The organism is Kitasatospora sp. DSM 101779, from assembly GCF_025655475.1.
Taxonomy (GTDB): Bacteria; Actinomycetota; Actinomycetes; order Streptomycetales; family Streptomycetaceae; genus Kitasatospora.
On the sequence record NZ_JAHTIK010000001.1, the window covers coordinates 4328175 to 4354435 of the forward strand.

The 26261-nt window shown below is 74.3% G+C and carries 23 protein-coding genes and 1 tRNA gene; 10 read left to right on the plus strand and 14 right to left on the minus strand.

Going from position 1 to position 26261, the window contains the following annotated elements; all coding sequences use genetic code 11:
- Window positions 1–49 precede the first annotated feature (49 nt).
- The 5 genes from KSNIM_RS19655 to KSNIM_RS19675 all read left to right on the plus strand — a co-directional run bounded on the left by KSNIM_RS19655 (window position 50) and on the right by KSNIM_RS19675 (window position 5348).
- Window positions 50–1174 (plus strand): LamG domain-containing protein, encoded by a 1125-nt coding sequence (locus KSNIM_RS19655; protein WP_263104512.1) that lies wholly within the window; start codon window positions 50–52, stop codon window positions 1172–1174.
- A gap of 224 nt (window positions 1175–1398) precedes the next feature.
- The gene (locus KSNIM_RS19660) at window positions 1399–2547 is read left to right on the plus strand and encodes an NDP-sugar synthase (RefSeq protein ID WP_263104513.1); all 1149 of its coding nucleotides are present in this window, start codon (window positions 1399–1401) and stop codon (window positions 2545–2547) included.
- Between the two features lie 129 nt (window positions 2548–2676).
- Entirely contained in the window at window positions 2677–3609 is a 933-nt protein-coding gene (locus KSNIM_RS19665) for a Yip1 family protein (RefSeq protein WP_263104514.1), read from the plus strand.
- A 163-nt stretch (window positions 3610–3772) separates the two neighbouring features.
- Window positions 3773–4663, plus strand: a complete 891-nt coding sequence (locus tag KSNIM_RS19670; RefSeq protein ID WP_263104515.1) for a metal-dependent hydrolase — start codon at window positions 3773–3775, stop codon at window positions 4661–4663.
- A 166-nt stretch (window positions 4664–4829) separates the two neighbouring features.
- Window positions 4830–5348, plus strand: coding sequence for a hypothetical protein (locus KSNIM_RS19675; RefSeq protein ID WP_263104516.1), 519 nt, complete (start codon window positions 4830–4832; stop codon window positions 5346–5348).
- 114 nt (window positions 5349–5462) lie between these two features.
- Here the strand turns inward: KSNIM_RS19675 and dcd are convergent, their stop codons facing one another.
- Together dcd and KSNIM_RS19685 are read right to left on the minus strand one after the other, a co-directional pair.
- A complete protein-coding gene (gene dcd / locus KSNIM_RS19680) occupies window positions 5463–6038 on the minus strand; it encodes a dCTP deaminase (RefSeq protein ID WP_263104517.1) in 576 nt (191 codons plus the stop codon).
- 83 nt (window positions 6039–6121) lie between these two features.
- Window positions 6122–6343, minus strand: coding sequence for a hypothetical protein (locus KSNIM_RS19685; RefSeq protein WP_263104518.1), 222 nt, complete (start codon window positions 6341–6343; stop codon window positions 6122–6124).
- A 301-nt stretch (window positions 6344–6644) separates the two neighbouring features.
- Between KSNIM_RS19685 and KSNIM_RS19690 the strand changes: the two genes are divergently transcribed.
- Window positions 6645–6718 (plus strand) — tRNA-Gly (locus tag KSNIM_RS19690).
- Window positions 6719–6769: 51 nt separating this feature from the next.
- Here KSNIM_RS19690 and KSNIM_RS19695 read toward each other — a convergent pair.
- The 3 genes from KSNIM_RS19695 to KSNIM_RS19705 form a co-directional block, all read right to left on the minus strand.
- Window positions 6770–6895 (minus strand): hypothetical protein, encoded by a 126-nt coding sequence (locus tag KSNIM_RS19695; RefSeq protein WP_263104519.1) that lies wholly within the window; start codon window positions 6893–6895, stop codon window positions 6770–6772.
- Window positions 6896–7367: 472 nt separating this feature from the next.
- Window positions 7368–7988, minus strand: coding sequence for a hypothetical protein (locus KSNIM_RS19700; RefSeq protein ID WP_263104520.1), 621 nt, complete (start codon window positions 7986–7988; stop codon window positions 7368–7370).
- Between the two features lie 1511 nt (window positions 7989–9499).
- Window positions 9500–10669: a damage-control phosphatase ARMT1 family protein gene (locus tag KSNIM_RS19705; protein WP_263104521.1), complete on the minus strand. Its 1170-nt coding sequence runs from the start codon at window positions 10667–10669 to the stop codon at window positions 9500–9502.
- A 356-nt stretch (window positions 10670–11025) separates the two neighbouring features.
- Here KSNIM_RS19705 and metG point away from each other — a divergent pair, with 356 nt between their 5' ends.
- Entirely contained in the window at window positions 11026–12771 is a 1746-nt protein-coding gene (metG, locus tag KSNIM_RS19710; protein WP_263104522.1) for a methionine--tRNA ligase, read from the plus strand.
- A gap of 279 nt (window positions 12772–13050) precedes the next feature.
- The gene (locus KSNIM_RS19715; RefSeq protein WP_263104523.1) at window positions 13051–13800 is read left to right on the plus strand and encodes a putative protein N(5)-glutamine methyltransferase; all 750 of its coding nucleotides are present in this window, start codon (window positions 13051–13053) and stop codon (window positions 13798–13800) included.
- A 16-nt stretch (window positions 13801–13816) separates the two neighbouring features.
- Here KSNIM_RS19715 and KSNIM_RS19720 read toward each other — a convergent pair whose 3' ends face one another.
- From KSNIM_RS19720 to KSNIM_RS19735, 4 genes are all read right to left on the minus strand, one after another.
- Complete coding sequence (locus KSNIM_RS19720) at window positions 13817–14533, minus strand: sigma 54 modulation/S30EA ribosomal C-terminal domain-containing protein (RefSeq protein ID WP_263104524.1); 717 nt, start codon at window positions 14531–14533, stop codon at window positions 13817–13819.
- A gap of 99 nt (window positions 14534–14632) precedes the next feature.
- Window positions 14633–15010, minus strand: coding sequence for a hypothetical protein (locus KSNIM_RS19725; protein WP_263104525.1), 378 nt, complete (start codon window positions 15008–15010; stop codon window positions 14633–14635).
- An 85-nt stretch (window positions 15011–15095) separates the two neighbouring features.
- Entirely contained in the window at window positions 15096–16844 is a 1749-nt protein-coding gene (ctaD, locus tag KSNIM_RS19730; protein WP_411543745.1) for a cytochrome c oxidase subunit I, read from the minus strand.
- Window positions 16845–17109: 265 nt separating this feature from the next.
- Window positions 17110–17802: a response regulator gene (locus KSNIM_RS19735; RefSeq protein ID WP_263104526.1), complete on the minus strand. Its 693-nt coding sequence runs from the start codon at window positions 17800–17802 to the stop codon at window positions 17110–17112.
- 195 nt (window positions 17803–17997) lie between these two features.
- Between KSNIM_RS19735 and KSNIM_RS19740 the strand changes: the two genes are divergently transcribed.
- Window positions 17998–18273, plus strand: coding sequence for a hypothetical protein (locus KSNIM_RS19740; protein ID WP_263104527.1), 276 nt, complete (start codon window positions 17998–18000; stop codon window positions 18271–18273).
- 47 nt (window positions 18274–18320) lie between these two features.
- Here KSNIM_RS19740 and KSNIM_RS19745 read toward each other — a convergent pair whose 3' ends face one another.
- Entirely contained in the window at window positions 18321–19304 is a 984-nt protein-coding gene (locus tag KSNIM_RS19745; RefSeq protein WP_263104528.1) for a LysR family transcriptional regulator, read from the minus strand.
- Between the two features lie 116 nt (window positions 19305–19420).
- Entirely contained in the window at window positions 19421–19966 is a 546-nt protein-coding gene (locus KSNIM_RS19750; RefSeq protein ID WP_030273068.1) for a carboxymuconolactone decarboxylase family protein, read from the minus strand.
- Window positions 19967–20089: 123 nt separating this feature from the next.
- Here KSNIM_RS19750 and KSNIM_RS19755 point away from each other — a divergent pair, with 123 nt between their 5' ends.
- Window positions 20090–20680, plus strand: coding sequence for a TetR/AcrR family transcriptional regulator (locus KSNIM_RS19755; RefSeq protein ID WP_263104529.1), 591 nt, complete (start codon window positions 20090–20092; stop codon window positions 20678–20680).
- Between the two features lie 70 nt (window positions 20681–20750).
- Here the strand turns inward: KSNIM_RS19755 and KSNIM_RS19760 are convergent, their stop codons facing one another.
- From KSNIM_RS19760 to KSNIM_RS19770, 3 genes are read right to left on the minus strand one after another with little or no spacing between them, the layout of a single operon-like run.
- Window positions 20751–22457, minus strand: a complete 1707-nt coding sequence (locus tag KSNIM_RS19760) for an AMP-binding protein (protein WP_263104530.1) — start codon at window positions 22455–22457, stop codon at window positions 20751–20753.
- Entirely contained in the window at window positions 22454–25699 is a 3246-nt protein-coding gene (locus tag KSNIM_RS19765) for an FAD/NAD(P)-binding protein (RefSeq protein ID WP_263104531.1), read from the minus strand. The genes KSNIM_RS19760 and KSNIM_RS19765 overlap by 4 nt, the downstream gene beginning before the upstream one ends.
- Window positions 25696–26193, minus strand: coding sequence for a cobalamin B12-binding domain-containing protein (locus tag KSNIM_RS19770; protein WP_263104532.1), 498 nt, complete (start codon window positions 26191–26193; stop codon window positions 25696–25698). Before KSNIM_RS19770 ends, KSNIM_RS19765 begins: the two co-directional genes overlap by 4 nt.
- Window positions 26194–26261 lie beyond the last annotated feature (68 nt).

Genomic DNA, 26261 nt, shown 5'->3' on the forward strand with positions numbered 1-26261 from the left:
CGGGGCCGGGGCGCGTCCGGCCCCGACCGGTGTCCTAGCATGAGCGCCCATGAGCGACGGCGGGGGCACAGCGCACATCGGCAGCGGCGGCACACCCGGGCCCGGGGGCGCGCCGGACGGCACAGGCCCGGCGGGCGAGGGGCGGCCGGCGTACCTGCTGCCACCGGTGGGCATCGCACCGCCCGGCAGCCCGACCCCGGACTGGGCCGCGCTGGCCGAGTCCAACGAGCGGCAACAGCGCCGCCGCAGACTGCTGATGACCGGCGGCGCCGTGGCCGGTGTGCTGGCCGTCGCGGGCATCGTCGCCACCGCCCTCCTGCTGCGCCAGGACGGCCCGGACGGGCCGCGGACCGCCGAACCCACCGCGCTGGCCACCGTCGCCGTGGACGGCCCGCCCAGCGCCGTCCCGAGCGTCTCCGCGGCCTCGTCGCCGCCGCCGTCCGCCTCCGCCACGCCCTCCGGCGCCCCCTCGGGCAGCCCCTCCGCGGGCCGGTCCGCCACCCCGAGCGCGGCGCCGACCCGCCTCGACGACCTCCGCGGCGCCCGCCCGGCCGCCCTCGGCCAGGGCGCCGCCGTCGGCACCGCCGCCGGCCACACCGGCCCGGCGCTGCTGCTGCACGGCAGCGCCGACGGCTGGGCGCAGACCTCCGCCGCGGTCGTCGACACCTCGAAGAGCTTCACCGTCTCCGCGGTGGTGCGGAACGACGCGGCCACCGGCGCGCGCGCCGTCGTCAGCCAGGGCACCGGCAGCTACTACTCCTTCTACCTGGGCCGGGACTACTGGGGCAGCCACAACCAGTGGGTGTTCAAGGTGCAGACCGCGGCCGGCGGCGAGGACAGCACCAGCCGCCAGGCCTTCTCCACCGGCCAGGCCACCACCGGCCAGTGGGTGATGCTCACCGGCGTGTACGACGCCGGCACCAAGCAGATCCGGCTGTACGTCAACGGCGCGCCCGCCCAGACCACCTCCGTGTCGGGCATCTGGCAGACCACCGGGCCGCTGCAGATCGGCCGCACCCGTTGGAAGAACACCTGGACCGACCCCTGGGACGGCGCCCTCACGAACGTGCAGATCTGGAGCCAGGCGCTGCCCGCGGAGCGCGTCACGCAGCTGTGGAGGAGCGGCGGAACGGCCGCCGGAACCCAGCCCGCCGCCGGTTGGCTGCTGCCCTGACCGCGCCGGATCGGCGGCACCCGCGTTTGTCGGGAAGGCACAACCGGGGGCCGTGCGGCAGGGGGCGCCTCGGGAGGAAATACAGTAGGCGCTGGACACGCGGTGCGCGGGTCCGCCGGGGGACGGCCCGTGGGGTCGCGCCGGCCACGCGTCGAACAGATCGACACCGGCCAGGAGACGATCACGGCCGGGACCGTACCGTACACAGGGGAGAAGCTCAGACCATGACCGAGGCGATCATGCTGGTCGGTGGCAAGGGCACCCGGCTGCGCCCGTTGACCACCCACACCCCCAAGCCGATGCTGCCCGTCGCGGGCGTGCCGTTCATCGCGCACCAGCTGGCGCGGGCCGCGGCGGCCGGGGTGACCCGGGTGGTGCTCGCCACCTCGTACCTCGCCGAGGTCTTCGAGGACCACTTCCAGGACGGCAGCCCGTACGGGATCGAGCTGGTGTACCTCACCGAGAAGGAGCCGCTGGGCACCGGCGGCGCCATCCGCAACGCCGCCGCCGGCCTGACCTGCGGCCCCGACGAGCCCGTCCTGGTGTTCAACGGCGACATCCTCTCCGGCCTCGACATCGCCGCGCTGCGCGACGGGCACGTGGCCGCCGGCGCCGACGTCACCCTGCACCTCACCCGGGTGGAGGACCCGCGCGCCTTCGGCCTCGTCCCCACCGACGAGAACGGCCGGGTGCTGGAGTTCCTCGAGAAGCCCGAGACGCCCGAGCAGATCGTCACCGACCAGATCAACGCGGGCTGCTACGTCTTCACCCGCTCGGTGATCGACCGCATCCCGGCCGGCCGCGAGGTCTCCGTCGAGCGCGAGACCTTCCCCGAGCTGCTCGCCACCGGCGCCCTGCTGCGCGGCGTCGTCGACACCTCGTACTGGCTGGACCTCGGCACCCCCGCCGCCTTCGTCCGCGGCTCCGCCGACCTGGTGCTCGGCAAGGTCGACTCCCCGGCGGTGCCCGGCCCGACCGGCGAGGCCCTGCTGCTGCCCGGCGCCCAGGTCGACCCGGGCGCGGTGCTCAGCAACGGCACCGTCGTCTCCGAGGGCGCCGAGATCGAGGCCGGCGCGATCGTCGAGGGCAGCGTGATCCTGCCCGGCGCGGTGATCGGCGCCGACGCCTACGTGAAGGACTCCATCGTCGGCGCCTACGCCGTCATCGGTGCCCGTACCTCGCTGGACGGCACGGTGATCGGCGACGGCGCGACCGTCGAGTCCGACAACGAGCTGCCGAGCGGCCTGCGGATCGCCTGCGGCACGCTGCTGCCGGTCGGCGCCGTCCGCACCACCGCGGGCCCCGGCGGCTGCCCGGCCGGCGAGACCGCCGCGGCCACCGTGCACGGCCCGACCATCGGCGCCCAGCGCTGACCTGCGCGGGGCGGCCGGGAGACCGGCCGCCCCGCGCCGATCCCGCCGCTCGTCACAGGACGGCTGCAATCCGGTGCCCGGCCGTTGATCAACCGACGGCCGGTCAGCCGGAGCAGGTACCGTCGAGGCGTGGCTGGCAATCGATACGACAACGGGCATGGCGCCGACCCCCGGCAGGGATGGTCCGCGCCCGCCGGCCCGGCGCCGCGGCAGCAGCCCGGCGGCGGGCCCACGGGGGAGCCCGAGTACTTCACCGCGCCCATCCCGGGCCACCCCGGCCCCGGCGGGGGCCTCGGCGACGGGTACGCCGACGACGGGCAGGGCCACACCCGGGCCTTCCCGGTCGGCCAGGACCCGTACGGTCCGGACGGCTACGCCGCCGACCCCTACGGGCAGGAGGCGTACGGCCAGGGCGGCTACGGGCAGGAGGCCTACGCGCAGGGCGGCGAGCCCTACGGCGCGCAGGACAACGTCGCCGTCTACCGGGCCGGCGGCCAGGTGGCGCCCCGGGTGTCAGGGCCCCGCCCGACCTGGAAGGAACTGCTGGTCGGGATCTACCGCGAGCCCGCCCGCACCTTCGACCGGATGCGGGACCACCAGGCCTGGCTGCCCGCCCTCACCGTCTCGCTGGCCTACGGCGTGCTCGCGGTGCTCGGCATGGGCGCCACCCACGACGACATCGTCAACTCCACCTTCTCGGTCGCGGCCTGGGCGCTGATCGCCGCCGCGATCGGCTTCGCACTGGCCGGCGCCATGCTCGGCGCGGTCACCTACGCGCTGGCCCGCCAGCTGGGCGGTGACGGCCCGTGGCAGTCCACCGTCGGCCTGGCCGTGCTGATCGGCTGGACGAGCGACACCCCGCGGCTGCTGCTGGCCCTGTTCCTGCCCGCCGACAACCTGGTCGTCCAGGTGGTCGGCTGGATCACCTGGCTGATCTGCGCGGTCCTGCTGACCACCATGGTCCGCCGGGTGCACGACCTGCCCTGGGGCAAGGCCGCGGGCGCGGCCGCCCTGCAACTGCTCGCGCTGCTCGTCCTCATCAAGCTGCCGACGCTGAGCTGACCTGTGTCCCCGACGGCCGGCCCCCGCACCGGGGTGCCGGCCGTCGCCGTGTCCGGACGGCTGCGGGGAGGGCCGGTGACCACGGGGACGGCAGGCGCACCGGACCGCGGCGATAGGGTGGACAGTCTGTCCGTCTGCCCCACGCAGTGCCCGGAGCACCCTCATGACCCTCGCCACCACCCACGTCAGCTTCCCGTCCGGTGCGGTGACCGGCACCTCGCCGGTGCTCGCCGTACACCCGCTGGACGGCGGCCGGTACGCCGTCGTCACCGAGGCGACGCCCTTCCACCCGCTCGACCACACCTGGCCCGACCAGCCCGCCGACCTCGGCACGCTCACCGTCGGCGGCGTCGCGCACCCGGTGGTGGACTGCCTCACCGGCGCGGTCGGCCCGGACGGCGGCGAGCTGCTGGTCGGCGCGGACATCCCCGTCCGCCGCGGCGACGAGGAGTGGTCCTGGCTGGTGCTGCACGTCGTCGAGCAGGAGCCCGCCGACGCGGTCGGCGCGACCGCCGAGCTCGCCGTGGACGCCGAGCGCCGCGCCCTGCTCTCCGCCTCGCACAGCGGCTGCCACCTGCTCGCCCTTGCCCTCAACGCCGCCCTCGCCCCGCGCTGGCGCAAGGATCCGGGCCGCAGCGACGCCTTCGGCAACCCCGACTTCGACAGCCTCGCCATGGCCACCTCCGTGATGGACACCGGGGCCAGCACCGACACCTACCGCCTCGGCAAGTCGCTGCGGAAGAAGGGCTTCACCACCGAGGCCGGCGAGGACTTCCCGGCGCTCGCGGACGCGATCCCCGCCCTCACCGAGGCCGTCAACGCGCAGCTCGCCGCCTGGGTCGCCGCCGACGCGCCGGTCGGCATCGACGTGCCGGGGCCGGAGCTCACCGCGCGCCGGCAGTGGCACTGCGAGCTCCCGCAGGGCTCGGCCCGGATCTTCTGCGGCGGCACCCACCTGCACCACCTCGGCGAGCTCGCCGAGCTGCGCACCGAGCTGACCCTCTCTGAGGACGGCAGCGAGCTGGTCGCCGTGACCCGGCCGAAGCGGGTCTGAACTCACAGCGGACCGCGGAGGTTCCCGGCCCGGGGGCGGGCTCCGTTGCAGATCGATAACGCACCGTGAGCCTATGCGGCAATTGTTCGAATTGTTCGGGGCGGGGCAGGGTCGCTCTCGGTAGCGTTCGGCTGCACTCAGCACCCGTCCCCAGCCGAGGAACACCATGACGACCCCGCAGCCGCCCCAGGGCCTCCCCACCGACCCGTCCGCGCAGGGCGGCTTCGGTCCCGCCCAGGGCTACGGCCAGCCCGCCCCGGGCCAGCCGGCACCCGCCTACGGCCAGCCCGTCCCGGGCCAGGTGCCCGACGGGTACGCCCAGGCGGCCCAGGCGGCGGTGCTCGCCCCGAAGAAGAGCCCGCTCAAGAAGATCCTCGTGGGCGTCGGCACCCTGGTGCTGATCGTCGCGGTCAAGCTCGCCATCAGCTTCGGCATCGGCTACGCCGCCGCCGACAAGCCGGTGCACGCCAAGGCCGGCGAGTGCGTCAAGGTCACCGGCAGCGACAACAACCCCAAGGTCGACACCGTCGACTGCGGCAGCGCCGACGCCAACTACAAGGTGATCTCGGTCGTCGACAACTCCTTCGACCCGAACGCCTGCGGCACCGTCGAAGGCTCCACCGCCGGCCTGGCCCAGCAGCTGCTCAGCGACAAGTTCGTGCTCTGCCTGGCCGAGAAGAAGTAACCCGCACGCACCCGTGCACGCAGCAGTGGGCCGCCGATCACCGACCGGCGGCCCACTGCCGTTGCGCTCCCCGTGCCGGCTCCGCGGGCCCTGCGGGGCCCGCGGAGGCCGGTGTCAGACCTGGGTGCGGTGGAAGTTCAGGTACGAGCGGGACGGCGTCGGGCCGCGCTGGCCCTGGTAGCGCGAGCCGTACCGCTCCGAGCCGTACGGGTGCTCGGCCGGCGAGGAGAGCCGGAACAGGCAGAGCTGGCCGATCTTCATGCCCGGGTACAGCTTGATCGGCAGGGTGGCGACGTTCGACAGCTCCAGCGTGACGTGGCCGCTGAAGCCGGGGTCAATGAAGCCCGCCGTGGAGTGCGTCAGCAGGCCGAGGCGGCCCAGGCTGGACTTGCCCTCCAGCCGCGAGGCGACGTCCTCCGGCAGCGTGATCACCTCGTAGGTCGAGGCCAGCACGAACTCGCCCGGGTGCAGGATGAACGCCTCGTCGCCCTCCGGCTCGACCAGCCGGGTCAGGTCCGGCTGCTCCTCGGAGGGGTCGATGTGCGGGTAGCGGTGGTTCTCGAACACCCGGAAGAAACGGTCCAGCCGGACGTCGATGCTGGAGGGCTGGACCATCTTCGGGTCGAACGGGTCGATCACGACCCGGCCCTTGTCGATTTCGGTCCGGATGTCCTTGTCAGAGAGCAGCACGCAGTCGAGGTTAAAGGCAACGCGGGGCCGCGGACGAATCAGGTACCGATCGTCCGCGGCCCCGCGGCCGTGCCCGAACACCGTCAGGCCAGGAACTCCACGGCCTCCAGCCGCATGGCGCGTGCCAGTTGCGCCCCGGACAGCTCGCCCACGTCCGCCGGCACCGAGCTCCGCAGGCGTCCGCACTGCGGACAGCGGATGAGTCTGCCCGGGCCGAGCCGGGCGGTGCCGAGATTCTGCATCGGGAACGTGGCCGTGCTGAACAGGTGCCCCTCGGCACAACGAACGACGGTGCGCTGCTCCATCGATCCCCTTCCCATACTTCCCCGTGGTCCCCGTCCGCCTCGCGCCCCGGCGCGGCCCGCCCGGCCCGTGCGGCGGGCCCGGGCGAAGGGCTGCACCGCGGACGCCAGCGTCACATTAGGGGATGTTCCGGACATTCCATGGAGCGGCTCGCCGCCTCGTGCAGTCGGAACGGCCCACACAGTACGCCCCTCGGACGCCCCCCTGCACCGGGCCGGCGGCGCGTTCACGCCATGCCCCGTGCCGCTCTGCGGATGGGGTACAGTGGTGCTTGATCGGGCGACCCCTGACGGGTCGTCAGATGCGGGCGTAGTTTAATGGTAGAACATGAGCTTCCCAAGCTTAGAGCGCGAGTTCGATTCTCGTCGCCCGCTCCAGCAAGAAACCCCAGGTCGGCGACCTGGGGTTTCTGCTGTGTCCAGACCTCTTCAGGCAGCCTGCACCAGATCCGCACCAGATCGCTCCTGGACGGCCTTCCGGTGCGCCTGGACGCGGGTGTCGAGCGTCTCGGCGATCTCCCTCTGCCGATCGAGGTCCGAGTGCTGGTAGATCATGGCGGCGCGCTCGGACGACTGCCCCGGCGCACCATGGTGTCCTTCGGCGTGGGCTCGGACCTGAAGCCGACCGGCGGGCCGACCTTCGCGCGGGCCGCGCGCCGTTTCCGCCCGAAAGTGGAACGCCGCACACGAGGAACCGCCTGCCGGCCTCGGACTTGGTCTCGCCCGGGACCTTTTGCCTCTGCAGTCCGGGTGCCGCCTGGCGAAGCGCACGCCGACCGTCTCCAGGTCGCATCGTGCCGCCGCATCTTCGCCAGCTCCTCCGGGCAGGCAGGACCGTAGGACGTGATGCCGACCATCAGGCGCTGCCGGTTGCCCACGAAGGTTCGGCCACAGCCAGGTGGCAGATGCTCGAGTTCGATTCTCGTCGCCCGCTCCAGGAGTGAAGGCCCGGCTCAGGGTTGTGATCCCCGAGCCGGGCCTCTCGCGTTTCCCGGTGTCCTTCCTGGCTCCGTGCCCCTGCGTGTCCCTACGTCTCAGTGAGGGCGGCCGTGCGGCGGCCTCCGTACGAGGCGGCCAGCGCGTCGGCGACGGCCGCCGCGTCCGCATCGGCCGGCTCCGCCGGGTACTCCGGCAGCAGGTCGTCCCAGACGGGCAGCCACGAACCATACAGCTGGGCCTGTCCCTCCGGCCGGGCGAAGAACCAGATGTGCAGGTGCGCGGCGCCGTCCCCGATCCGGTAGACGTGGGCCCGGGAGACGTGCGGCAGTGCCTGCACGTGGCGGACGATGTGCGTGGTGAGCACGCCCAGTTCGGCCGCCAGGTCGTCGGGCAGATCCGCCATGTCGTGGTGGTCGCGCGGGTACAGCATCAGCACCAGCGGCACACCGACGCCCGGGATCCGGGCCAGCCGCCACCGGTCGTCGAACCAGATGCCCTCGTCCCGGTCGCGGCAGATGTGGCAGTCCGCCGGGTCCTCGCCGTGGCGCGGCGGCTCGGGCAGCACGGGCGGGCGCAGCGGCGCGACGCGAAGCCCGTCCGGTTCGAAGGGGCTGATGTCCCAGCCGGTCATCCGCGCCAGCGGAAGCCGCAGTTCACCGTCGGCGGCGGCGCGTGCACGGTCGTGGAACTCATCGGGTCGCAGGGCCATGATCGGAAGACTAGTGCCGCCCCGGGCGTGCCGTGCGCCAGGGCGACACCGGATGTGACGCAGGCTCAGCCGAGTGGTTTGCGCAGCGCCCCGTGCGTTCCTTCGCCGTTTCCCCGGCGCGTTGCTGCGGAAGGGTGCAGTGCGGCCCCCGGGCCGAGGATGGCCCGGAGGATCGAGCCGCCCTCGCGCCGAATGGACAGCCCGTTGCTGCGGCGGTGGACGATCGACCCGCGGCTCCGGTCATAACCTGAGGTGCCCGCCGTGGTGCGGGAGTTGATCGAATGGCGCTTGTATCCGAGCGACACGGACCGTGTCGATCTGCTGACTCTGCATGTGTGACGTTCCGTGCGACCAGACGCAGAGGACCCCGGCGGTGCGGCAACACCCCGGGGCATGCCACCAGGGGTCCAACCTCCCCATGCACATCTATCGTACCGAACCGGCAACGAGCTTCACGGCATTGCCGAATGTCACCCTGCAGAACCGGCGCCTGAGCTATGCCGCGCGCGGGCTGCTCGGCGACCTCCTCTCGCGGCCGAACGGCTGGCGCGACGACGGCCGGACCATGGCCGACAGCAGCGTGCAGGGCCGTCGCGCCGTCGCCAAGGCGCTCCACGAGCTGACCGAGGCCGGGTCCTACTGGGTCGCCAAGCATCAGGGCGAGGACGGCAGGTGGTACAGCTCGACCCACGTCTACGACACGAGAACCCGCTCTCCCTGTCCCGCCGTCGGAGCCCGAACGGGCAGAGCCCGAACGGGAAGAACCCGCACCGGCCGAGCCCGCACCGGCGAAGCCCGAACGGGCCGAGCCCGCACCTGCGACGGGCGAGCAGGCCGCCGTGCGGTCGGCCGACCGCACGGACGAGGCCGTGTCCGTGCTGTTCCGGGTGATCCGGCCGGAGCCCCGGCTCTGCCTCGGCCAGGCCGAGGCCCGGAGACTGGCGCCGCTGGTCGCCGGCCGGCTGGAACGGGGCAGCAGCCCGGCCGACCTCGCCCAGGCGCTGCTCCCGGGCCTGCCCGCCCCGCTCCACTCGGCGTTCGGGGTGCTGCGGGATCGGCTGACCCGCAGGATGCCCGCGGTGCCGGGGGCCCGGCCGCCCGCGGGCACCCGGTACGCGGAGTGTGGCAGGTGCCACGACCCGGTGCCGTGGCCCGGGATCTGCCGCGCCTGCGCCGGTCTCGGCAGCAGGACGCTCGCGGTCGGTACCGGTGAGGCGGCCACCCGCCGCGGGGCGACCGCGGTCCGTGCCGCCATACGGAGCGCGAAGGCCGCGGGACTCCGCCCCGGCGCTTTGGCCGCGGTCGGCCAGGGCGTGTCTTCAAAGGCGATCGGGCAGCCGTTGGGGGCGCGGGGAACTGCGCAATTCGGATGTGGTCCGCCGTACGAATCCCGGCTCGGCCCATGGCACTTCGGTGCCCGCCCGCCCCTGGACTGCGCAGCTCTCCCCAGCCTTCGGCCGGGAGGTGCCCCACGCGCCCCCGAATCGACCACTGAACACCTTGGAGAACTCCTAGGGTCGGGGCGGCACGTGGACCTGGACGAGGGCGTGGGTGCCTGCGGTGCGCCAGGCGGGACGGGTGGCGTCGAGGCGGGTGACGGTTGCCTGCGACAGGCCGGTCACGACATCGGACTTGAGGGTGCGCAGGGCGGCGACCGGGGACGGGAAGTGGCCCGCCACCTCGGCGAAGGGCGTGGTCGGCGGCCAGTGGCGGTCGTCCACCAGGCGACGGTAGTTGAGGTCGCCCTTGAGGACGGTCAGGGCGGCGCCGGCGAGTTCGCCGCGGAGGTCCGCGGGCATGTCCCGGTACGGGAGCGGTGCACAGAAGAACGGGTGGGTCGCGACCCGCAGGGCGCCGCTCTCCATCGCCTGCCAGAGACGGCCGCCCACCACCCGGGCGGCCCCGGCGGCCGTACGGAGGCGGTCGACCGCGGCCAGGACGTCCGCCATGGTGGCGTCGGAGACGAAGTACGGCTGCGGCTTCACGTACAGCACGACCCGGTTCGCCCCGTCCGCGGCCAGCAGGTGGTCGATCAGGACGAGGTCGGGCAGCAGCTCCCGGGCGGCGTTGTCGGCGATGAGACAGACCGTGCCGCCCCGGGCGCGCGCCAGCTCGGCCAGCAGCGGCCCGCTGTCGTCCGCGACCAGGTCGGCGGCGGCCTCGCCGTCCGTACCGGCCGCCATCCGGAAGCTCAGGTCGGCGCGGTTGCCCCAGAGGGCGGAGGAGAGCAGGGCCCGGGCCCGCGCCTCCCCGGGCAGGTCGGCGAGCCCGTCGAGAGCGGCGAGTTCGCCGTCCACGGCCTCGCCGGCCAGTTCGGCGTCCTTGAAGGGGGCGAAGGGGTCGATGCCCTGCCAGGGCCCGGGCCGGAAGTACCCGGTCGCTTCGAGCAGCCTGCGGTGGAACCAGCTCTCCGCCCACAGGAAGGGTGCCTCGCTCCAGGGCCGGCCCCAGAGCCCGGCGCCCCGGGCGAGCCACAGGGCCCGGTCGTGCAGACCGGTGCCGGGCGGCTCCAGCAGGCCGCCGGTGCTCTCCGCGAGCAGGTCCTCGACCGCTGCCCGCTCGGCGGGCCCGTACGGCCGCGCCGCCAGGACCTGCCGGACGAGCTCGGGGTGCCGTTCGTGGAAGACGCCCCACGGGAAGGAGCCGGGGACGTCGATGCGGATCACGGGCGCGGTCGGCACGGCTGGCCTGTCTGTCGGCGGTGGAAGGCGTCCGTCCGACTCTAAAGGGCAGCCGGGTGGTTGATTCAGGGGCGCGTGGGGCACCTCCCGGCCGAAGGCTGGGGGAGACCTGCGCAGTCCGGGCGGCGGGCAGTGCAGTGACATGGGCCGGGCCGGGTTCTGTACGGCGGTCGGCATCCGAGTCGCGCAGTTCCCCGCGGCCCCTTGTGGGTGCCCGTACGCCGTTGAAGACGTGCTCTGGAGCAGCTCGTGCCCGCAGCGCCGGGACGGCGCCGTGCAGGGGGTGCCCGTGCCGCGTACGGTGAGCCGGAGGACCGACGGCACCGGCATCCGCACCCCGACTGGAGCAGCCCGGGATGACTCGGCAGTTGATCACCAGCGCTCTTCCGTACATCAACGGGATCAAGCACCTGGGCAACATGGCCGGGTCGATGCTCCCGGCTGACGTCTACTCCCGCTACCTGCGGCAGCGCGGGCACGAGGTGCTGTACATCTGCGCCACCGACGAGCACGGCACCCCGGCCGAGCTCGCGGCCCAGGAGGCGGGTCTGCCCGTCGAGGAGTTCTGCGCACGGGCCCACGCGCGGCAGAAGGAGATCTACCGGGGATTCCACCTGTCCTTCGACCACTTCGGCCGCAGCTCCTCGCCACAGAACCGCGGGATCACCCAGGAGATCGCCCGGCAGCTGCACGCCAACGGCTTCGTCGAGGAGCGGGCCGTCCGCCAGGTGTACTCCGCCGCGGACGGGAGGTTCCTGCCGGACCGGTACATCGTCGGCGCCTGCCCGCACTGCGGGTACGAGCGGGCCCGCGGCGACCAGTGCGAGAACTGCACCCGGGTGCTCGACCCGACCGACCTGCTGCAGCCGCGCTCGGCGATCAGCGGCAGCGCCGACCTGGAGGTCCGCGAGACCAGGCACCTGTTCCTGCTCCAGTCCGCGCTGACCGGCGAGGTCGAGCGCTGGATCGCCGACCGCGCGGACTCCTGGCCGGTGCTCGCCTCGTCGATCGCCCGCAAGTGGCTGGCCGAGGGACTGCAGGACCGGTCGATCACCCGCGACCTGGAGTGGGGGGTGCCGGTGCCGGCCGACACCTGGCCGGGGCTGGCCGCCGAGGGCAAGGTCTTCTATGTCTGGTTCGACGCCCCGATCGAGTACATCGGCGCCACGGAGGAGTGGGCCGACGCCGCCCCGCCCGGGGAGGTCCGGGACTGGACGTCCTGGTGGTACGAGGCCGACGACACCGTCCGCTACACGCAGTTCATGGCGAAGGACAACGTCCCCTTCCACACCGTGATGTTCCCCGCCACGCTGCTCGGATCCCGTCGCCCGTGGAAGAAGGTCGACCACGTCAAGGCGTTCAACTGGCTGACGTACTACGGCGGGAAGTTCTCCACCAGCCAGCGGCTGGGCGTCTTCACCGACGCCGCGCTGGAGCTGCTGCCGGCCGACTACTGGCGCTGGTTCCTGATGGCGCACGCGCCCGAGTCGGACGACTCCAGCTTCACCTGGGAGCTCTTCGGGGCCGTGGTCAACAAGGACCTCGCCGACACCTTCGGCAATCTGGTCAACCGGGTGCTCTCGTTCTCCCACCGCCGGTTCGGCGGCACCGTTCCGGCGGGCGGCGCACCGGGGGAGGCCGAGCGGCAGCTCGGCGAGCGGGCCGCGGAGCTGCTCGCCGGGTACGAGGCCGCACTCGACGCGCTGGAGTTCCGCAAGGCCGTCCGCAGCCTGCGCGCGCTGTGGAGCGCGGGCAACTCCTACCTCGACGGGAAGGCGCCCTGGCAGCAGGTGAGGACCGACCCGGAGGGGGCCGCGCTCACCCTGCGCACCGCGATGAACGTGATCCACCTCTGCGCTGTCGTCTCCGAGCCGTTCGTGCCGGCCGCCTGCCGGACGGTGCGGGAGAGCTTCGCCGTGCCGGAGGGCTCCGCCGCGCGCACCCGCGGCTGGGCCGGCGCGGACGAGGCCCGCTCCCTCGACCTGCTGCGCGCGGGCACCGGCTTCACCGTCCCGCCGGTCCTCTTCGCCAAGGTCACCGACGAGCAACTGGCCGCCTGGACGGCCCGCTTCGGCGGCGGGGCGGGCGAGGGCCGCTCCTGAAGCGACGACAGGACAAGGCGGGCGGTCCCGAAAGGACGGTCGCGAACGGGCCGGACTCGGGTAGGGTGGCGGCACTCCAGCAGGGAACGGATCGAGGAGGTGGGACCCATCGACGCAGGTGCAGGCTGGGTGCTCTCCTCGTACGGCCGGACGGCACGACCGCGGTAGCGGTCGCGGGAGCGCCCCTCGGCGGTTCCCGAAAGGCTCCCGTTGTCTTCTTCCTCCCGTAGTACCGGTTCTTCCGACTCCCCCCGCTCGCTTCCCGCGTTCCCGGCCGTCGTGCTTCGGCTGCGCGCCGCGGGCTGCGTCTTCGCCGAGGACGAGGCGGAGCTGATCCTCGCCACCGCCCGTTCGGCGGCCGAAACCGACACCATGGTGGCCGCCCGGGCCGCCGGCCGGCCGCTGGAGCACGTCCTCGGCTGGGCCGAGTTCTGCGGTCTGCGGATCGCCGTCGACCCCGGCCTGTTCGTCCCGCGGCGGCGCACCGAGTTCCTCGTCCGCCGGGCCGCGCTGCTGGCCGGACCGTCCGCGGTGGTGCTCGACCTGTGCTGCGGCGTCGGCGCCCTCGGGGTGGCGCTGGCCGCCGCCCTCGGCCCCGGGGTCGAACTGCACGCCGCGGACGTCGACCCGGCGGCCGTCCGCTGCGCCCGCCGCAACGCGGCCGCCGCCGGCGGCACCGTCCACCTCGGCGACCTCTACGAGCCGCTGCCCGACGAGCTGCGCGGCCGGGTCGACGTCCTGCTCGCCAATGCGCCGTACGTGCCGACCGCGGCGATCGGCCTGCTGCCCGCGGAGGCCCGCGAGCACGAGCCGCGGGTCGCCCTGGACGGCGGTGCGGACGGCCTGGACGTGCAGCGGAGGGTGATCGCGGACGCGCCGCAGTGGCTCGCGCCCGGCGGCCACCTGCTGGTGGAGACCAGCGAACGCCAGGCCCCCACCACCCTGGCGGCCTTCGCGGCGGCCGGGCTGACCGCCCGGACCGCCGTCTGCGAGGAGTTGGACGCCACCGTCGTGATCGGCACGCGGTGAGCCGCCCGGCCGGGGCTCAGGAGGAGCCGGTGATCAGGCCGAGCCGGCCGTCGAAGCGACGGTAGAGCACCCGGCCGCGGCCGTCGGCGGGGTGGGCGTAGAACAGGAAGGGCAGTTCGGCGGCCGCCAGGCGCTCCGCGGCCTGCCGGTCGTCGAGCGCCGGGGCGCCGTGCGGGCTGACGGTCAGCGGGGCCGTGCAACCGCGCGGCGGGGCGGCGGCGATCGTCCTGGCCAGCCGGTAGCCGGTCGGGCCGACCCGGTAGACGACGGCGTCGGTCTCGGTGGCCGGGTCGGTGAACAGGTGGATCCGGTAGTCCATCGCGTCCAGGGTGCGGGCCGCGGCGTCCGGCGAACACCACACCAGCGACGGCGACTTGACGCGGGCGATGACCTGCGGGCCGGCCGCGGGCGCGATCGGAGGCAGCGGCGGGCGGGACGGCTGCGGCCAGGACCGCGGCGTCCAGGTGCCGGTGACGGCGGTGATGCGGCGGCGCAGGCCGTCGGCCAGCCGGTCCAGCGCCTCGCCGAGGCCCCGCGCGGTCTCCTGCACCCGGATCCGGCGGCCGTCGACCTCGGCGTTGACCTGCGCCAGCCCGGCCGAGGTCAGCCGGACCCGCAGCGACTCGACGAGGGCGTTGGCGCAGTCCGCGGCGGCCGAGATCCGGCCGCGGGCCTCGTCGAGGACCTCGCGCGGGACGCCGTCGAAGGCCTGAACAGTGATCGCCTCGGTCATGTGGACCGCTCCTCCTGCCACTGGTGTCGGACGATTGAACGCATCCCTGTCCTTACCCAACTCCGCCGCATTGCCCCCGGAAAGGGCCGAACGGCCCGGTCACGGGCTCGTGCGGCCGATCCGGGGGCCGCCCCTCCGGGCCGGCCGGGGCACGGTGGCCGGTGCGACGGCGGCCCAGGTGCGTGCCGCTTCGCGCAGTTCGGCCTCCCGCCGGGGCACCGCGGCGAGCCGGAGGGCACCGCCCGTGACCGCCGCCGCGGCGAGGACGGCGAGCCCGAGGCGGCCGGGTGCCGGGGTGAGCCAGAGCATGGCGGTGAGCGCGGTGCCGAGCCACCAGGCGAGGCAGCCGAGGGCGGCCGGGCGGGCGGAGTGCGGCCGGTCGTCGCCGGCCCGCAGATCGACCAGGGCGGGCACCCACCAGACGTTGCCGGCCGCTGCGAGGGCGGCCGCACCGATGGCCGGGACGAGGTGGCTCATGGCTGCTCCTTGCGATGGGGGCGGACTGCGGTGGGACCGCCCCCGCCCCGACGGGGGAGGACGGGGCGGGGACGGGGACTTCGGGTCAGTCCCGGCGGTGGCGCCGGTCGACCGGAGCGTCGTACGCCGCCGGGGTGACCCCGGCGAGGTGCTTGGCGGGCTCGCCGTGGTGGTCCAGGTGGTCGCGGGCGGCGATGCCGGGGTGGTGCAGGTCGAACGCCGGGGATTCCGAGCGGATGCGCGGCAGCACGGCGAAGTTGTGCCGCGGCGGCGGGCAGGAGGTGGCCCACTCCAGCGAGCGCCCCCAGCCCCATGGGTCGTCCTCGGTGACCTTCTCGCCGTACTTGGCCGTCTTCCACACGTTGTAGAGGAACGGCAGGATCGACAGGCCGAGCAGGAACGAGCCGACGGTGGAGACGGTGTTCAGCGTGGTGAAGCCGTCGGAGGCCAGGTAGTCGGCGTAGCGGCGGGGCATGCCTTCGGCGCCGAGCCAGTGCTGGACGAGGAAGGTGGTGTGGAAGCCCACCGTCAGCGTCCAGAAGGTGATCTTCCCGAGCCGTTCGTCGAGCATCTTGCCGGTCATCTTGGGCCACCAGAAGTGGAAGCCGGCGAACATCGCGTACACCACCGTGCCGAACAGCGTGTAGTGGAAGTGGGCGACGACGAAGTACGAGTCGGAAACGTGGAAGTCGATCGGCGGGGCGGCCAGCAGCACGCCGGTGAGGCCGCCGAAGAGGAAGGTGACGAGGAATCCCGTCGCCCAGAGCATCGGGGTCTCGAAGCTGAGCGAGCCCTTCCACATGGTGCCGATCCAGTTGAAGAACTTCACGCCGGTCGGGACGGCGATCAGGAAGGTCATGAACGAGAAGAACGGCAGCAGCACCTGGCCGGTGACGTACATGTGGTGGGCCCAGACGGTGACCGACAGGCCGGCGATGGCGACGGTGGCCGCGATGAGGCCGGAGTAGCCGAACATCGGCTTGCGGCTGAAGACCGGGACGACCTCCGAGACGATCCCGAAGAAGGGCAGCGCCAGGATGTAGACCTCGGGATGGCCGAAGAACCAGAACAGGTGCTGCCACAGCATGGCGCCGCCGTTGGCGGGGTCGAAGACGTGCGCCCCGAACTTGCGGTCGGCCTCCAGGGCGAGCAGGGCCGCCGCGAGCACCGGGAAGACGATCAGCACCAGGACGGCGGTGAGCAGCACGTTCCAGCAGAAGATCGACATCCGGAACATCGTCATGCCGGGGGCGCGCATGCAGATGATGGTGGTGATGAAGTTGACCGCGCCGAGGATGCTGCCGAAGCCGGACAGCGTGACGCCCATGATCCACATGTCGGCGCCGACGCCGGGGGAGTGCACCGCGTCGGAGAGCGGCGCGTAGAGGAACCAGCCGAAGTCGGCGGCGCCCTGCGGGGTGGCGAAGCCGGCCGCGGCTATCAGCGAGCCGAACATGAACAGCCAGTACGACAGCATGTTGAGCCGGGGGAAGGCGACGTCCGGGGCGCCGATCTGCAGCGGCATGATCCAGTTCGCGAAGCCGGTGAACAGCGGCATCGCGAACAGCAGCAGCATGATCGAGCCGTGCATGGTGAAGGCCTGGTTGAACTGCTCGTTGGAGAGCAACTGTGTCCCAGGCCTGGCCAGTTCGGCCCGCATGACGAGAGCGAGCACGCCGCCGACCAGGAAGAAGCCGAACGCGGACCACAGGTACAGCGTGCCGATGTCCTTGTGGTCGGTGGTGGTCAGCCACCGCACCAGTCGGGCCCCCGGGCGCCGCCGCCCGTGGGCAGGCCTGCCGGCCGTCGCCTCCGTCGCCTCGATGGCAGCCACCGGACGCTCTCCTTCGCTCGCTCGCCGAACCCTGGACGCCGCACGGTGCTTCGGAGGTGTGGCAAGCGGGTGCAGGGGCACCCGGGTGAGCTCCGGCCGGCGGCGCTCCATGCTCCGTCGCGTCCGGGTGGGCGTCCCAGGGCCGTTGGTCCCCGCGGCCGGGGGCCCACCGACCCCGGCCCGGTGACGTTCGGCTCCGCCGTCCGACCCCATGATGCGTATGCGAACCCATGGGGGTCGGGAGCCCGTACGGCCCCGGGTGGGGTCAGTGGCGGTCGGGCGCCCGGTCGGCCGTCACCTGGGTGGCGAGGACGGCGGCCTGCACCCGGCGTTCTACGCCGAGCTTGGCCAGCAGCCGGGAGACGTGGTTCTTGACGGTCTTCTCGGCCAGGTAGAGCCGCTCGCCGATCTGCCGGTTGGTCAGCCCCTCGCCGACGAGCTGGAGGATCTGCGTCTCGCGTTCGGTGAGCGCCGGCAGCAGGGACGGCTGCGGGGTGTCCTCCCGGCGGCGCAGCCGGGCCATCAGCCGGCCGGTGGCGCCCGGGTCGAGCAGCGACTGCCCGGCGGCGACCGTGCGCACGGCGGAGACCAGGTCGGTGCCGGTGATCTGCTTCAGCACGTACCCCGAGGCGCCGGCCATGATGGCGTCGAGCAGCGCCTCCTCGTCGTCGAAGCTGGTCAGCATCAGACAGGCCAGCTCCGGTATCCGGGAGCGCAGTTCGCGGCAGACGGTGACGCCGTCGCCGTCCGGCAGGCGGACGTCGAGGACGGCCACGTCCGGGCGCAGCGCGGGGACGCGGGCGAGCGCCTGCTCCGCGGTGGCGGCCTCCCCCACGACGGTCAGACCGGGTTCGGAGTCGAGGAGGTCCTGTACGCCCCGGCGCACCACTTCGTGGTCGTCGAGCAGGAAGACCCGCACCGGACCCTCGGCACCCGTCCGTACCGTGCCGTCGAGCATGGCACCTCTCCTTCCCCGGCCCGTCCGCCGTGGAGGGGCCACCGCATTCTCCCCGGCCGCCCGCGGCCGCCGACAGGGCCGGACGGCCCTGCTTGCGGCACCCGGCGGGCGGGCCGAGATCGGGTGGGCGGGCCGAGATCGGGAGTGCGCACCCTGCCGCGGCGGTCGCGGCGGCGCCGAGCCGAGGAGGGCCCGATGGCGGTTCTGGTGGAGGTCGACCTGCCCGGGACGACCACCGAACAGTACGAGGAGTTCCACGAACGGCTCGCCCGGGAGGACGGCGTCTTCGCCGGCTGCCTGGCCCATGTCGCGGCGGTGACCGGCGACGGCGTCCGGGTCGTCGACCTGTGGGACTCCGCGGAGTCGATGAACCGCTTCGCGGAGCGGATGGGGCCCCTCGGCGTCGGAGTGCCCGGGGTGGCCTACACCGTGTCCGAGGTGCACCGCCACGACCTGTCGCCACAGGGCTGACCGCCGGGCCGCGCGCGGCGGCCCGGCCGCGTGCCCGAGGGTCCCGGTCAGGCCGGGCAGGTCAGCGCGAGCCGGATCGCGTCCGCGAGCCCCTGGCGGTGGCCCTCGCGGAACTCCTTGGTGCGGGAGGCCAGCAGGGAGACCGTCCACTGCATCCGCGGTACGCCGGGGATCGGTGCCAGGCCGGCGCCGTACGGCTGGGCGGCCAGCCCGGTCGGCAGCATCGCGCAGCCGAGGCCGGCCTGCACGGTGGCGTGCACCCCGTCCATCGAACCGAGTTCGAGGCTCTCCGGCGGTTCGCCGCCGCGCAGTCGGAGGAACTCGGGCAGCCAGCGCTGCGAGGGACAGTCCGGGTCGGCCACCACGACCTGGTGGCAGGAGAGCGGCGGGCGCGCCCCGGCACTGGTGCTGGGGGTGAACTCCAGGTCCTGGACCGGGATCTCGGTCGGCGCCTCGGGCCGCTCGCGGTGCGCCGAGGCGCGCTCGGCGAGCACCGCGGTACGGGCCCGGTCGGCGGCCCGGCCCGGGGCGCCGCTGAGCACCGGAACGGGGGCGGCCGGCGCCGGGCGGTGCTCGCGGCCGGTCAGCAGGATGGCGCCGTCCAGGCCGCCGGCCCGCAGCGCCGCGTGGATCTCCGCGGTGCCCATCACCCGCAGTGCGAGCTGCACGCCGGGCAGCAGGCGACGGCCGAACTGGGCGATCCTGGCGAGCTGTTCGCCGTACGCCAGGGCCGGCACCAGGCCGACCCGCAGCCGCGGCGCGGTGGCCGAGGGGCCGCGCAGGGCCTCCTCCATCTCGCCCACCAGGGTGAGCAGTTGTCCGGCGTAGCCGCGGAGGGTGGAGCCCGCCGGGGTGAGCCGCACCCCGTTGGGCAGCCGGTGGAAGACCGGTGCGCCGACCTGCCGCTCCAGGGCGCGCATCTGGGCCGTCACGCTCGACTGGGAGTAGCCCAGCCGGTGGGCGGCGCTGGTGAACGAGCCGGTTCTGATGACCTCGCAGAACGTTCTCAGGGTCTTGACGTCGATGTCCACTGCTGCTGCTCCCGCATGCCGCCCGTGTGGTGCCGGTGTGGTGGTGGAGGCGGCCGCCGGCGGGCGGCGGGGGCGCCGGAGTGCCGACTCCGGACGCCCCGCGACCGCCGCGGCCGTCAGGCCAGGTCGTGGGCGTCGACCAGCGGGAAGTCCAGCTCCGGCTCGGCGACGTGGTTGAAGAAGTTGGACAGCACGTTCAGCGCGACGTGGCCGACGATCTCGGCGATCTCCGCGTCGGTGACACCGGCCGCGCGGGCCTCGGCCAGCACGGTGTCGGAGACCCGGCCGCCGCTCGCCATGACCTCGCCGGTCAGCTTGAGCACCTGGTCCATGTGCGGGTCGGTGTCGGTCCCGCGGCGGGTGTCGAGCAGCTGCTCCTGGCTCAGGCCGACCTTGCCGCCGCGCATGGTGTGCGCGGAGACGCAGTAGGTGCAGCTGTTGCGCTGGGCGATGAACAGGGCGAGCTGCTCGCGCTGCTTGGTGCTGAAGGTGCCGCCGACCAGGGCCTCGCGCATCGCCAGGTAGCCGCGCAGGGCGGCCGGGCCGTTGGCGAGCGCCGCGTACAGGTTCGGGACCTTGCCGAGCTGCTTGAGCGTGCTCTCCAGCAGCTCGCGCTGCTCCTCGTTGGCGGTCTCGGTGGTGAGCAGGGGCAGGCGGGACATGGCGTCTCCTCGGTTGCGGCGGAGATGGAACCGATCGGTACCAAACAGCTAGGACGGTACCGATCGGTACCGACCTTCGTCAACGCCCATCGGAAAATCAGAACCGAGTGGTACCGTTTGCGGATGCCGAGCAATGCGAGAGAACGACTCCTCACCGCCGCTGAGCGGCTGTTCTACGAGGAGGGCATCCGCGCGGTCGGGGTCGAGCGGATCCTGAGCGAGTCCGGCGTCGGCCGCGCCTCCTTCTACCGGCACTTCCCCAGCAAGGACGACCTGGTCGTCGAGGTGCTGCGGCGCCGCGACGCGGCCTGGCGGAGCTGGCTGGCCGACACCGTCGAGTCCAGCCGGCGCGGCACCGACGACCTCGCCCTCGCACTCTTCGACGGGCTCGCCGAGCGCTTCGCCGCAGCCGACTTCCGCGGCTGCGCGTTCATCAACACCATGGTCGAGGAGGCCGACCCGGCCAGCCCCGCCCACCGGGTCGCCGCCGAGCACAAGGAGAAGGTCATCGAGTACCTGGACGGCCTGCTCGCCGCCGCCGGGTACCGCGGCCACCGCACGCTGGCGGGCCAGCTCGCCCTGCTGGGCGACGGCGCGATCGTCGCCGCGCTCCGCGAGCGCACCACCGACGCCGCGCCGCGCGCCCGGGCCGTCGCCGAGGCGCTGCTCGCCACCGCAGAACGCGAGGAGCAGCTGCCACTGGCCGACTGCTGAACCGGGCCGGCCGCCGGGCGCACCGCCCGGCGGCCGCCGGGAGCCGCGGACGGCCGACCGGTGCATCCGGTCAGCCGTCCGCGAACCGCGCGGCCAGCTCCGCGCGGCGCACCTTGCCCGACCGCGTCCGCGGCAGCTCGGCCGCGAACTCCAGTCCGCGCGGCACGAACATGGGTGCCAGCCGCTCCGCGGCCCGCGCCAGCAGCTCGCCGCGCAGTCGGGCCGCCCCGGCCCCGCGCGGCGGCTCGTGACGGGTCGTCACCACCGCGTACGGCACCAGCCCGCCGGCCGGATCGGGACGCGGCACCACGGCCGCGTCCGCGACCTCCGGGTGCCCGCGCAGCACCGCCTCGATCTCCACCGGCGACACCCGGTGCCCGTACGACTTGAACACCTCGTCCAGCCGGCCGAGCAGCCGGATCGAGCCGTCCGCGCAGCGCTCGCCGACGTCGCCGGTCCGGTACAGGCCGTCGGCCAGCGCGGCGGCGGTGCGCTCCGGGTCGTCCGCGTAGCCGGCCATCAGACCGGCCGGGCGCTCGGCGAGGTCGAGGCAGACCTCGCCCGCCTCGCCCAGGGCGCCGGTCGCCGGGTCGCGCAGCACCACCGTCCAGCCGGGCAGCGGGTGCCCGAGCGGCGAGACGGGCGCCGGGTCGTCCGGGGTGCGGCCGATCAGCGCGGTGGCCTCGGTCTGCCCGTAGCCGTCCCGCACCTGCACCCGCCAGGCCGCGGCCACCGCCGCCGACACCTCCGCGGTCAGCTGCTCGCCCGCCGCGGTGGCCTCGCGCAGCCGGACGGCCGAGCGGGTGCGGTGCAGGTGCGGCAGCATCGCCCGCCAGGCGCTCGGCGGGGCGCAGAAGCTGTCCGCGCCGTGGTCGGCCAGCACTCCGGGCAGGACCTCCGGCGGCAGACCGCCGTCCGGCGGCGCCAGCACCACGGCCTCGGCCGTCCACGGGACGAAGAAGCTGCTCCAGGAGTGCTTCGCCCAGCCAGGGGCGGACAGGTTGAGGTGCCGGTCGCCCGGCCGCAGCCCGTTCCAGTACAGGCTGGACAGGTGGCCGACCGGATAGCTGGCGTGGGTGTGCTCGACCAGTTTCGGCAGCGAGGTGGTGCCCGAGGTGAAGTAGCAGAACGCCGGGTCCGCCGAGCGGGTCGGGCCGTCCGGCAGGAACGGCACCTGCGCGGAGCGGGTGTCCGGGTAGCGCGTCCAGCCGGCCGCCGGCCGGTCGGTGAGCGCGATCCGCAGCCCCGGCACCGGCAGGCCGCCCAGCAGCACGGCCGCCTCCTCGGAGCACAGCACGTGCCGGATCCGGCCGCGCCCGATCCGGTCCGCGGCCTCCTCCCGGGTCACGTCCTGGTACGAGGGCACCACCACCGCGCCCAGCTTCAGACAGCCGAGCAGGCTCTCCCACAGCTCGGCGCGGGTGCCGAGCAGCAGCAGGACACGGTCGCCGCGGCGCACCCCGAGGCCGGCCAGCGCCACCGCCAGGGTGTCCGAGCGGGCCGACAGCTCGGCGAAGGACAACTCCTCGGCGACGCCCGTGCGGCCCTCGGCGTCCGGCGGGGAGAGCAGCCGCAGCGCAGGCAGCGGATTGTCCGCGGCGACCACGTCGAACCACTCCAGCGCCCAGTTGAACTCCCGGGCGCGCGGCGGCCGGTGGGCGGCACAGGCCGCCGCCCGGTCGCCGCGCAGCTCCAGCAGCAGGTCGCGGGCCGCCCGGTACTCCTCGTGCGCGGCCGTCCGGCGGTGCGTCCACCAGGCCGCGGGGCGTCCGCTCACCGGGCGGCCCGCCCGGCCAGCATCCCGGCCGGCTCGGCCGTGGCCGACCGGGGCCGCGGCGCCGCCTCCGCCAGCAGGGCCTCGGCGATCGCGTCGGCGTCCCGGGTGAAGGCGCCCCACGGGCCCGGCCGGCCGCTGCCGACCTGGGTGAACCAGCGGGTGTGCTCGCTCGGGATGCCGAGCACGAACATCGTCCGCTCGATCCCGCCGTCCGCCCGCACCGGGTGGAACGGGGTGTCGGTGGTGGCCAGCCCACCGGTGTCGAACGCGCCGCCCGCCCAGGAGTTGACGAAGGTGCGGATCACCCCGTCGGCGAGCAGACCGCGGATCAGCGGGTCGCGGTCCGAGCGCAGGTCGGTGCTCGGCACCCGGGCGTCGACCAGCGCGTCCAGCCGGACCCGGGAGTCCTCGACCTGCCCCGACTCGACGGTGAAGCAGCCCAGGTCGCGGTCGGCCCGGAAGCGGGCCGCCGGACCGACTGGCTCCAGCACCCCCGCCGCCAGCAGCGCCAGGAACTGCTCCGAGCGCTGCGCCGGCGGACCGGTGGAGATCACCGCCGCGACCGGGTTGAAGTCCGCCAGGAAGCGGCGGTGCGAGTCCGGGGTGAGCCCGCCGAAGTCCACCACCGAGCGGATGGTCGCCCGGACGTCGCGCAGCACGTCGCTCGCGGCCTTCACCGGGCCCTCGTAGTTGCCCAGGACGGCGTCGGCGAGGTCCTCGCGCAGCCAGTCGGCCAGCTCCTGCCGGTACTCGGCGGGGGAGGCGAACCGGCGGCCCGCGAACGGCCGGGCGAGGCGCCACAGCGCGTCCAGCGGCTCGCCGGCCGGCCCGAACCCCTCCGCCAGCACGGCCAGCGCGGCCGGGCTGGGCGGCTCCTCCCGGTGGACGGCCGCCGCCGCCTCGCCGAACTCCCGCTCGGCGTCCGGCCCGACGGCGTGCCGCAGCCGGGTGCCGAGCAGCACGATGTTCATCTCCGCGAGCAGCCACGGCAGCACCTGGGACTGGAAGTCCAGCGGCCCGGAGGCCCGCATCGCGGCCATCCGCTCCGGAGTGAACAGTCGCGCCCGGTAACGGAATTCGGCAGTCTTCTGGTTCCGGCCGCGGGTCAGCAGCGGAATGCCGCTGCGGGAGGCCGGGACGATCCTCGGCTCCCGGCCGCTCGGCAGGTAGCGCAGGCCGCCGCCCTCCGCGGGCAGGAACCGGCCGCCGCGGCCCAGCGTCAGCGCCGCGACCACGTCGTAGAAGGTCAGCCCCATGCCCAGGACACCCACGGTGGCGCCCGGCGGGACGGCGTCCAGCGGCATCTCGGCCGCCGAGTCGCCGACCACGTACCGCAGCGGCGGGTGCATCTCGGCGAAGTTCAGCCACTCGCGCTGCTGCTCGTCCAGCTCGTTGGTGGGATGGCCGGAGGCCAGCACCAGCCGGTCCACGGTGATCACGTCGCCGCGGTCCAGCCGCACCCGGTGCACCGGCTCGCCCGTGCCGTCCCCGGCCGGGCCGCGGTCGGTGGTGAGCGCCCTGGCCTTCACCGGACGGATCGTCAGCCCGGGCACCCGGGCGTCCAGCACCAGGCCGAGCACGAAGCGCAGGTACCGGCCGTAGACGACCCGCGGCGCGTAGCCCTCCGGGTCGGCGTTCTCCGGATCGGCGACGGCCCACCACTCGGCGAGGGTCGGGCCGGCGCCCGGTCTCGCCGGGCCGCCGTCGGACGGCCCCGAGAACATCGTGACCTCGCGCGCCGGGGTGTTCATCAGGAACCACGGGGACTGCTCCGGCCGCCAGATCCGGCCGGCCCCGATGCAGTACGGGTCCACCGCGGTGACCTCCACCGGCCGGGCGGGCGGCCGCTCGGCGCACCGGGCGACCAGCCGCTCCAGGATGGACAGGCCCCGCGGGCCGCCGCCGATCAGGCCGATCCGCAGCGGCTCGGGCGCGACCGGCGCGGCCACCGGCTCCGGGGCCTGCCGGGAGGCCTCCCGGTCGTGCTGCTCGGCGACCCGGCGGAGCATCAGCGACAGCCGGTTCGAGGTCATCGCCCCGGACCGGCCGACGGTCGCCAGCAGCGGCATCGCGCCGACCTCGGACCAGCGCAGCCGGCCGTCGTCGCCGATGGTGCCGCGGGCCGCGCCCCGGTTGTCCGGGTGCAGGCAGTACGGGATGTCGAGGACGCCGCGGTGGAACGCCCGCAGCAGCGCGGTGCCGACGTCGTCGGAGAGCGACAGCACCGCGGTGATCAGGGCGCGCGCCTCCAACAGCACCTCGCCGGCCTCGCCGGAGCCCTCGCGCGGGGCGTCGGCCAGCTCACGGCGGGTGCGCCGGGCCTGCGCGGCGGCGGCCCGCAGCGCGGTCAGGTTCTCGGCCACGGTGGGGATCCGGTGCGCCTCGGTCTCGGTCTTGACGATGAGGCGCTCGGCGCCGCCGCGGACGGCGAGGTCGGCGCTGCGCTTGAGCAGCAGGCCGGCCCCGGCCACGCTCCGCGGGAAGACGCCCATGTACGTGTAGAGGACGACGTGCCGGTCGACGGTCGGCGGCAGCAGTTCCTCGGCGAGCAGGCGGAGGGCGGCGAGCGCCTCGACGTCCTGCTGCGGGCTGGTCTGCTGCGCGTAGCTGAGCGAGACGCTGGTCATGCCGTTCTGCGCGAAGAACAGGCACTCCAGCACCGACATCGCGACCAGCAGCGAGGGCGGGCAGAGCTGGCCGAGCAGGCAGCCGCCGAAGGACTCCAGGTGCGCGCGGATCCCGTTGGCGCGACTCTCCTCGGCGAGGAAGCGGGTGGCCTCCCGCCAGGCGGCGACCGACTCGGCGAGCGGTGTGCGGCCGTACGGCAGGCAGTACGAGACCGGGCCGCCCTCGCTGGTGCCCAGGCCCGCGGCGGCCATGGTGCGGAAGATCGCCCGTGGGTCGGCGGAGCCGTGCCGGACCTGCACCGGTGTGTGCCGGCCGGCCGCGGCGGCGACCTTGGCGGTGATCCGGGGGCCGTGCCCGACCAGCGGGAAGCCGTTCAGCGGCTTGCCGGCCCGGACGGCCGCGACGGCGGCGCTGTGGTCGCCGACCCGGGTGTAGCTGTCGAGGGTGATGGTGCCGACGGTGCGCTCGGCGAGCCCCGCCACGGCGGTCAGGCCGGCCGCCATCTCGCTGGGCACGGCCATGCCCATGCGGGGCTGGACGACGAGCTCGCCGGCGCCCGCGGCGGCGCGGACGTAGGAACCGAGGTCCGGTGGGGAGGCGGGTGAGCGGGTCACGCGGCGGCCCGCTCGGTACAGGTGGCGGGCAGCTGGGCGAGGTACGACAGCAGCACGTCGGGCTTGGTGCCGTCGCTGTGCACCTGGTCGAAGCCGGCCGCCAGCAGCTCGGCGGTGCGCTGCTCGGCGCCGTCCGGCGAGATGCCCAGCAGGCCGCCGATGACCAGCGGGATGTCGCTGGTGCTGCGCTCGGCGCGCAGCGCACGGGCCGCCCGCAGGCCGTCCAGGTGGCCGTGGCCGTTGACGGAGCTGAACACCACCAGGTCGGGGCGGGTCAGCTGCGCGGTGTCGACGAGCAGCTGCTCCGGCACGCACGGGCCCAGGTTGAGCACCGAGTGGCCGTTCTCCTCCAGCAGCAGCTGCAGGTACACGAGGTTCCAGGTGTGCGCGTCGGAGGAGCCGGTGGTGAGCAGCACGCGGCGGCTCTCGGCGGGCTCCGGCGCGGCAGCGGCGGGGCGCAGCGGGTACGGCGTCAGGGTTCGGGTGGGCGACATGGCTACTCCTCGGGTGGCGACGGGGCTGTGCCGGGCGGGTACGGGCGCGGTCGCGGGTGACGGGCGCC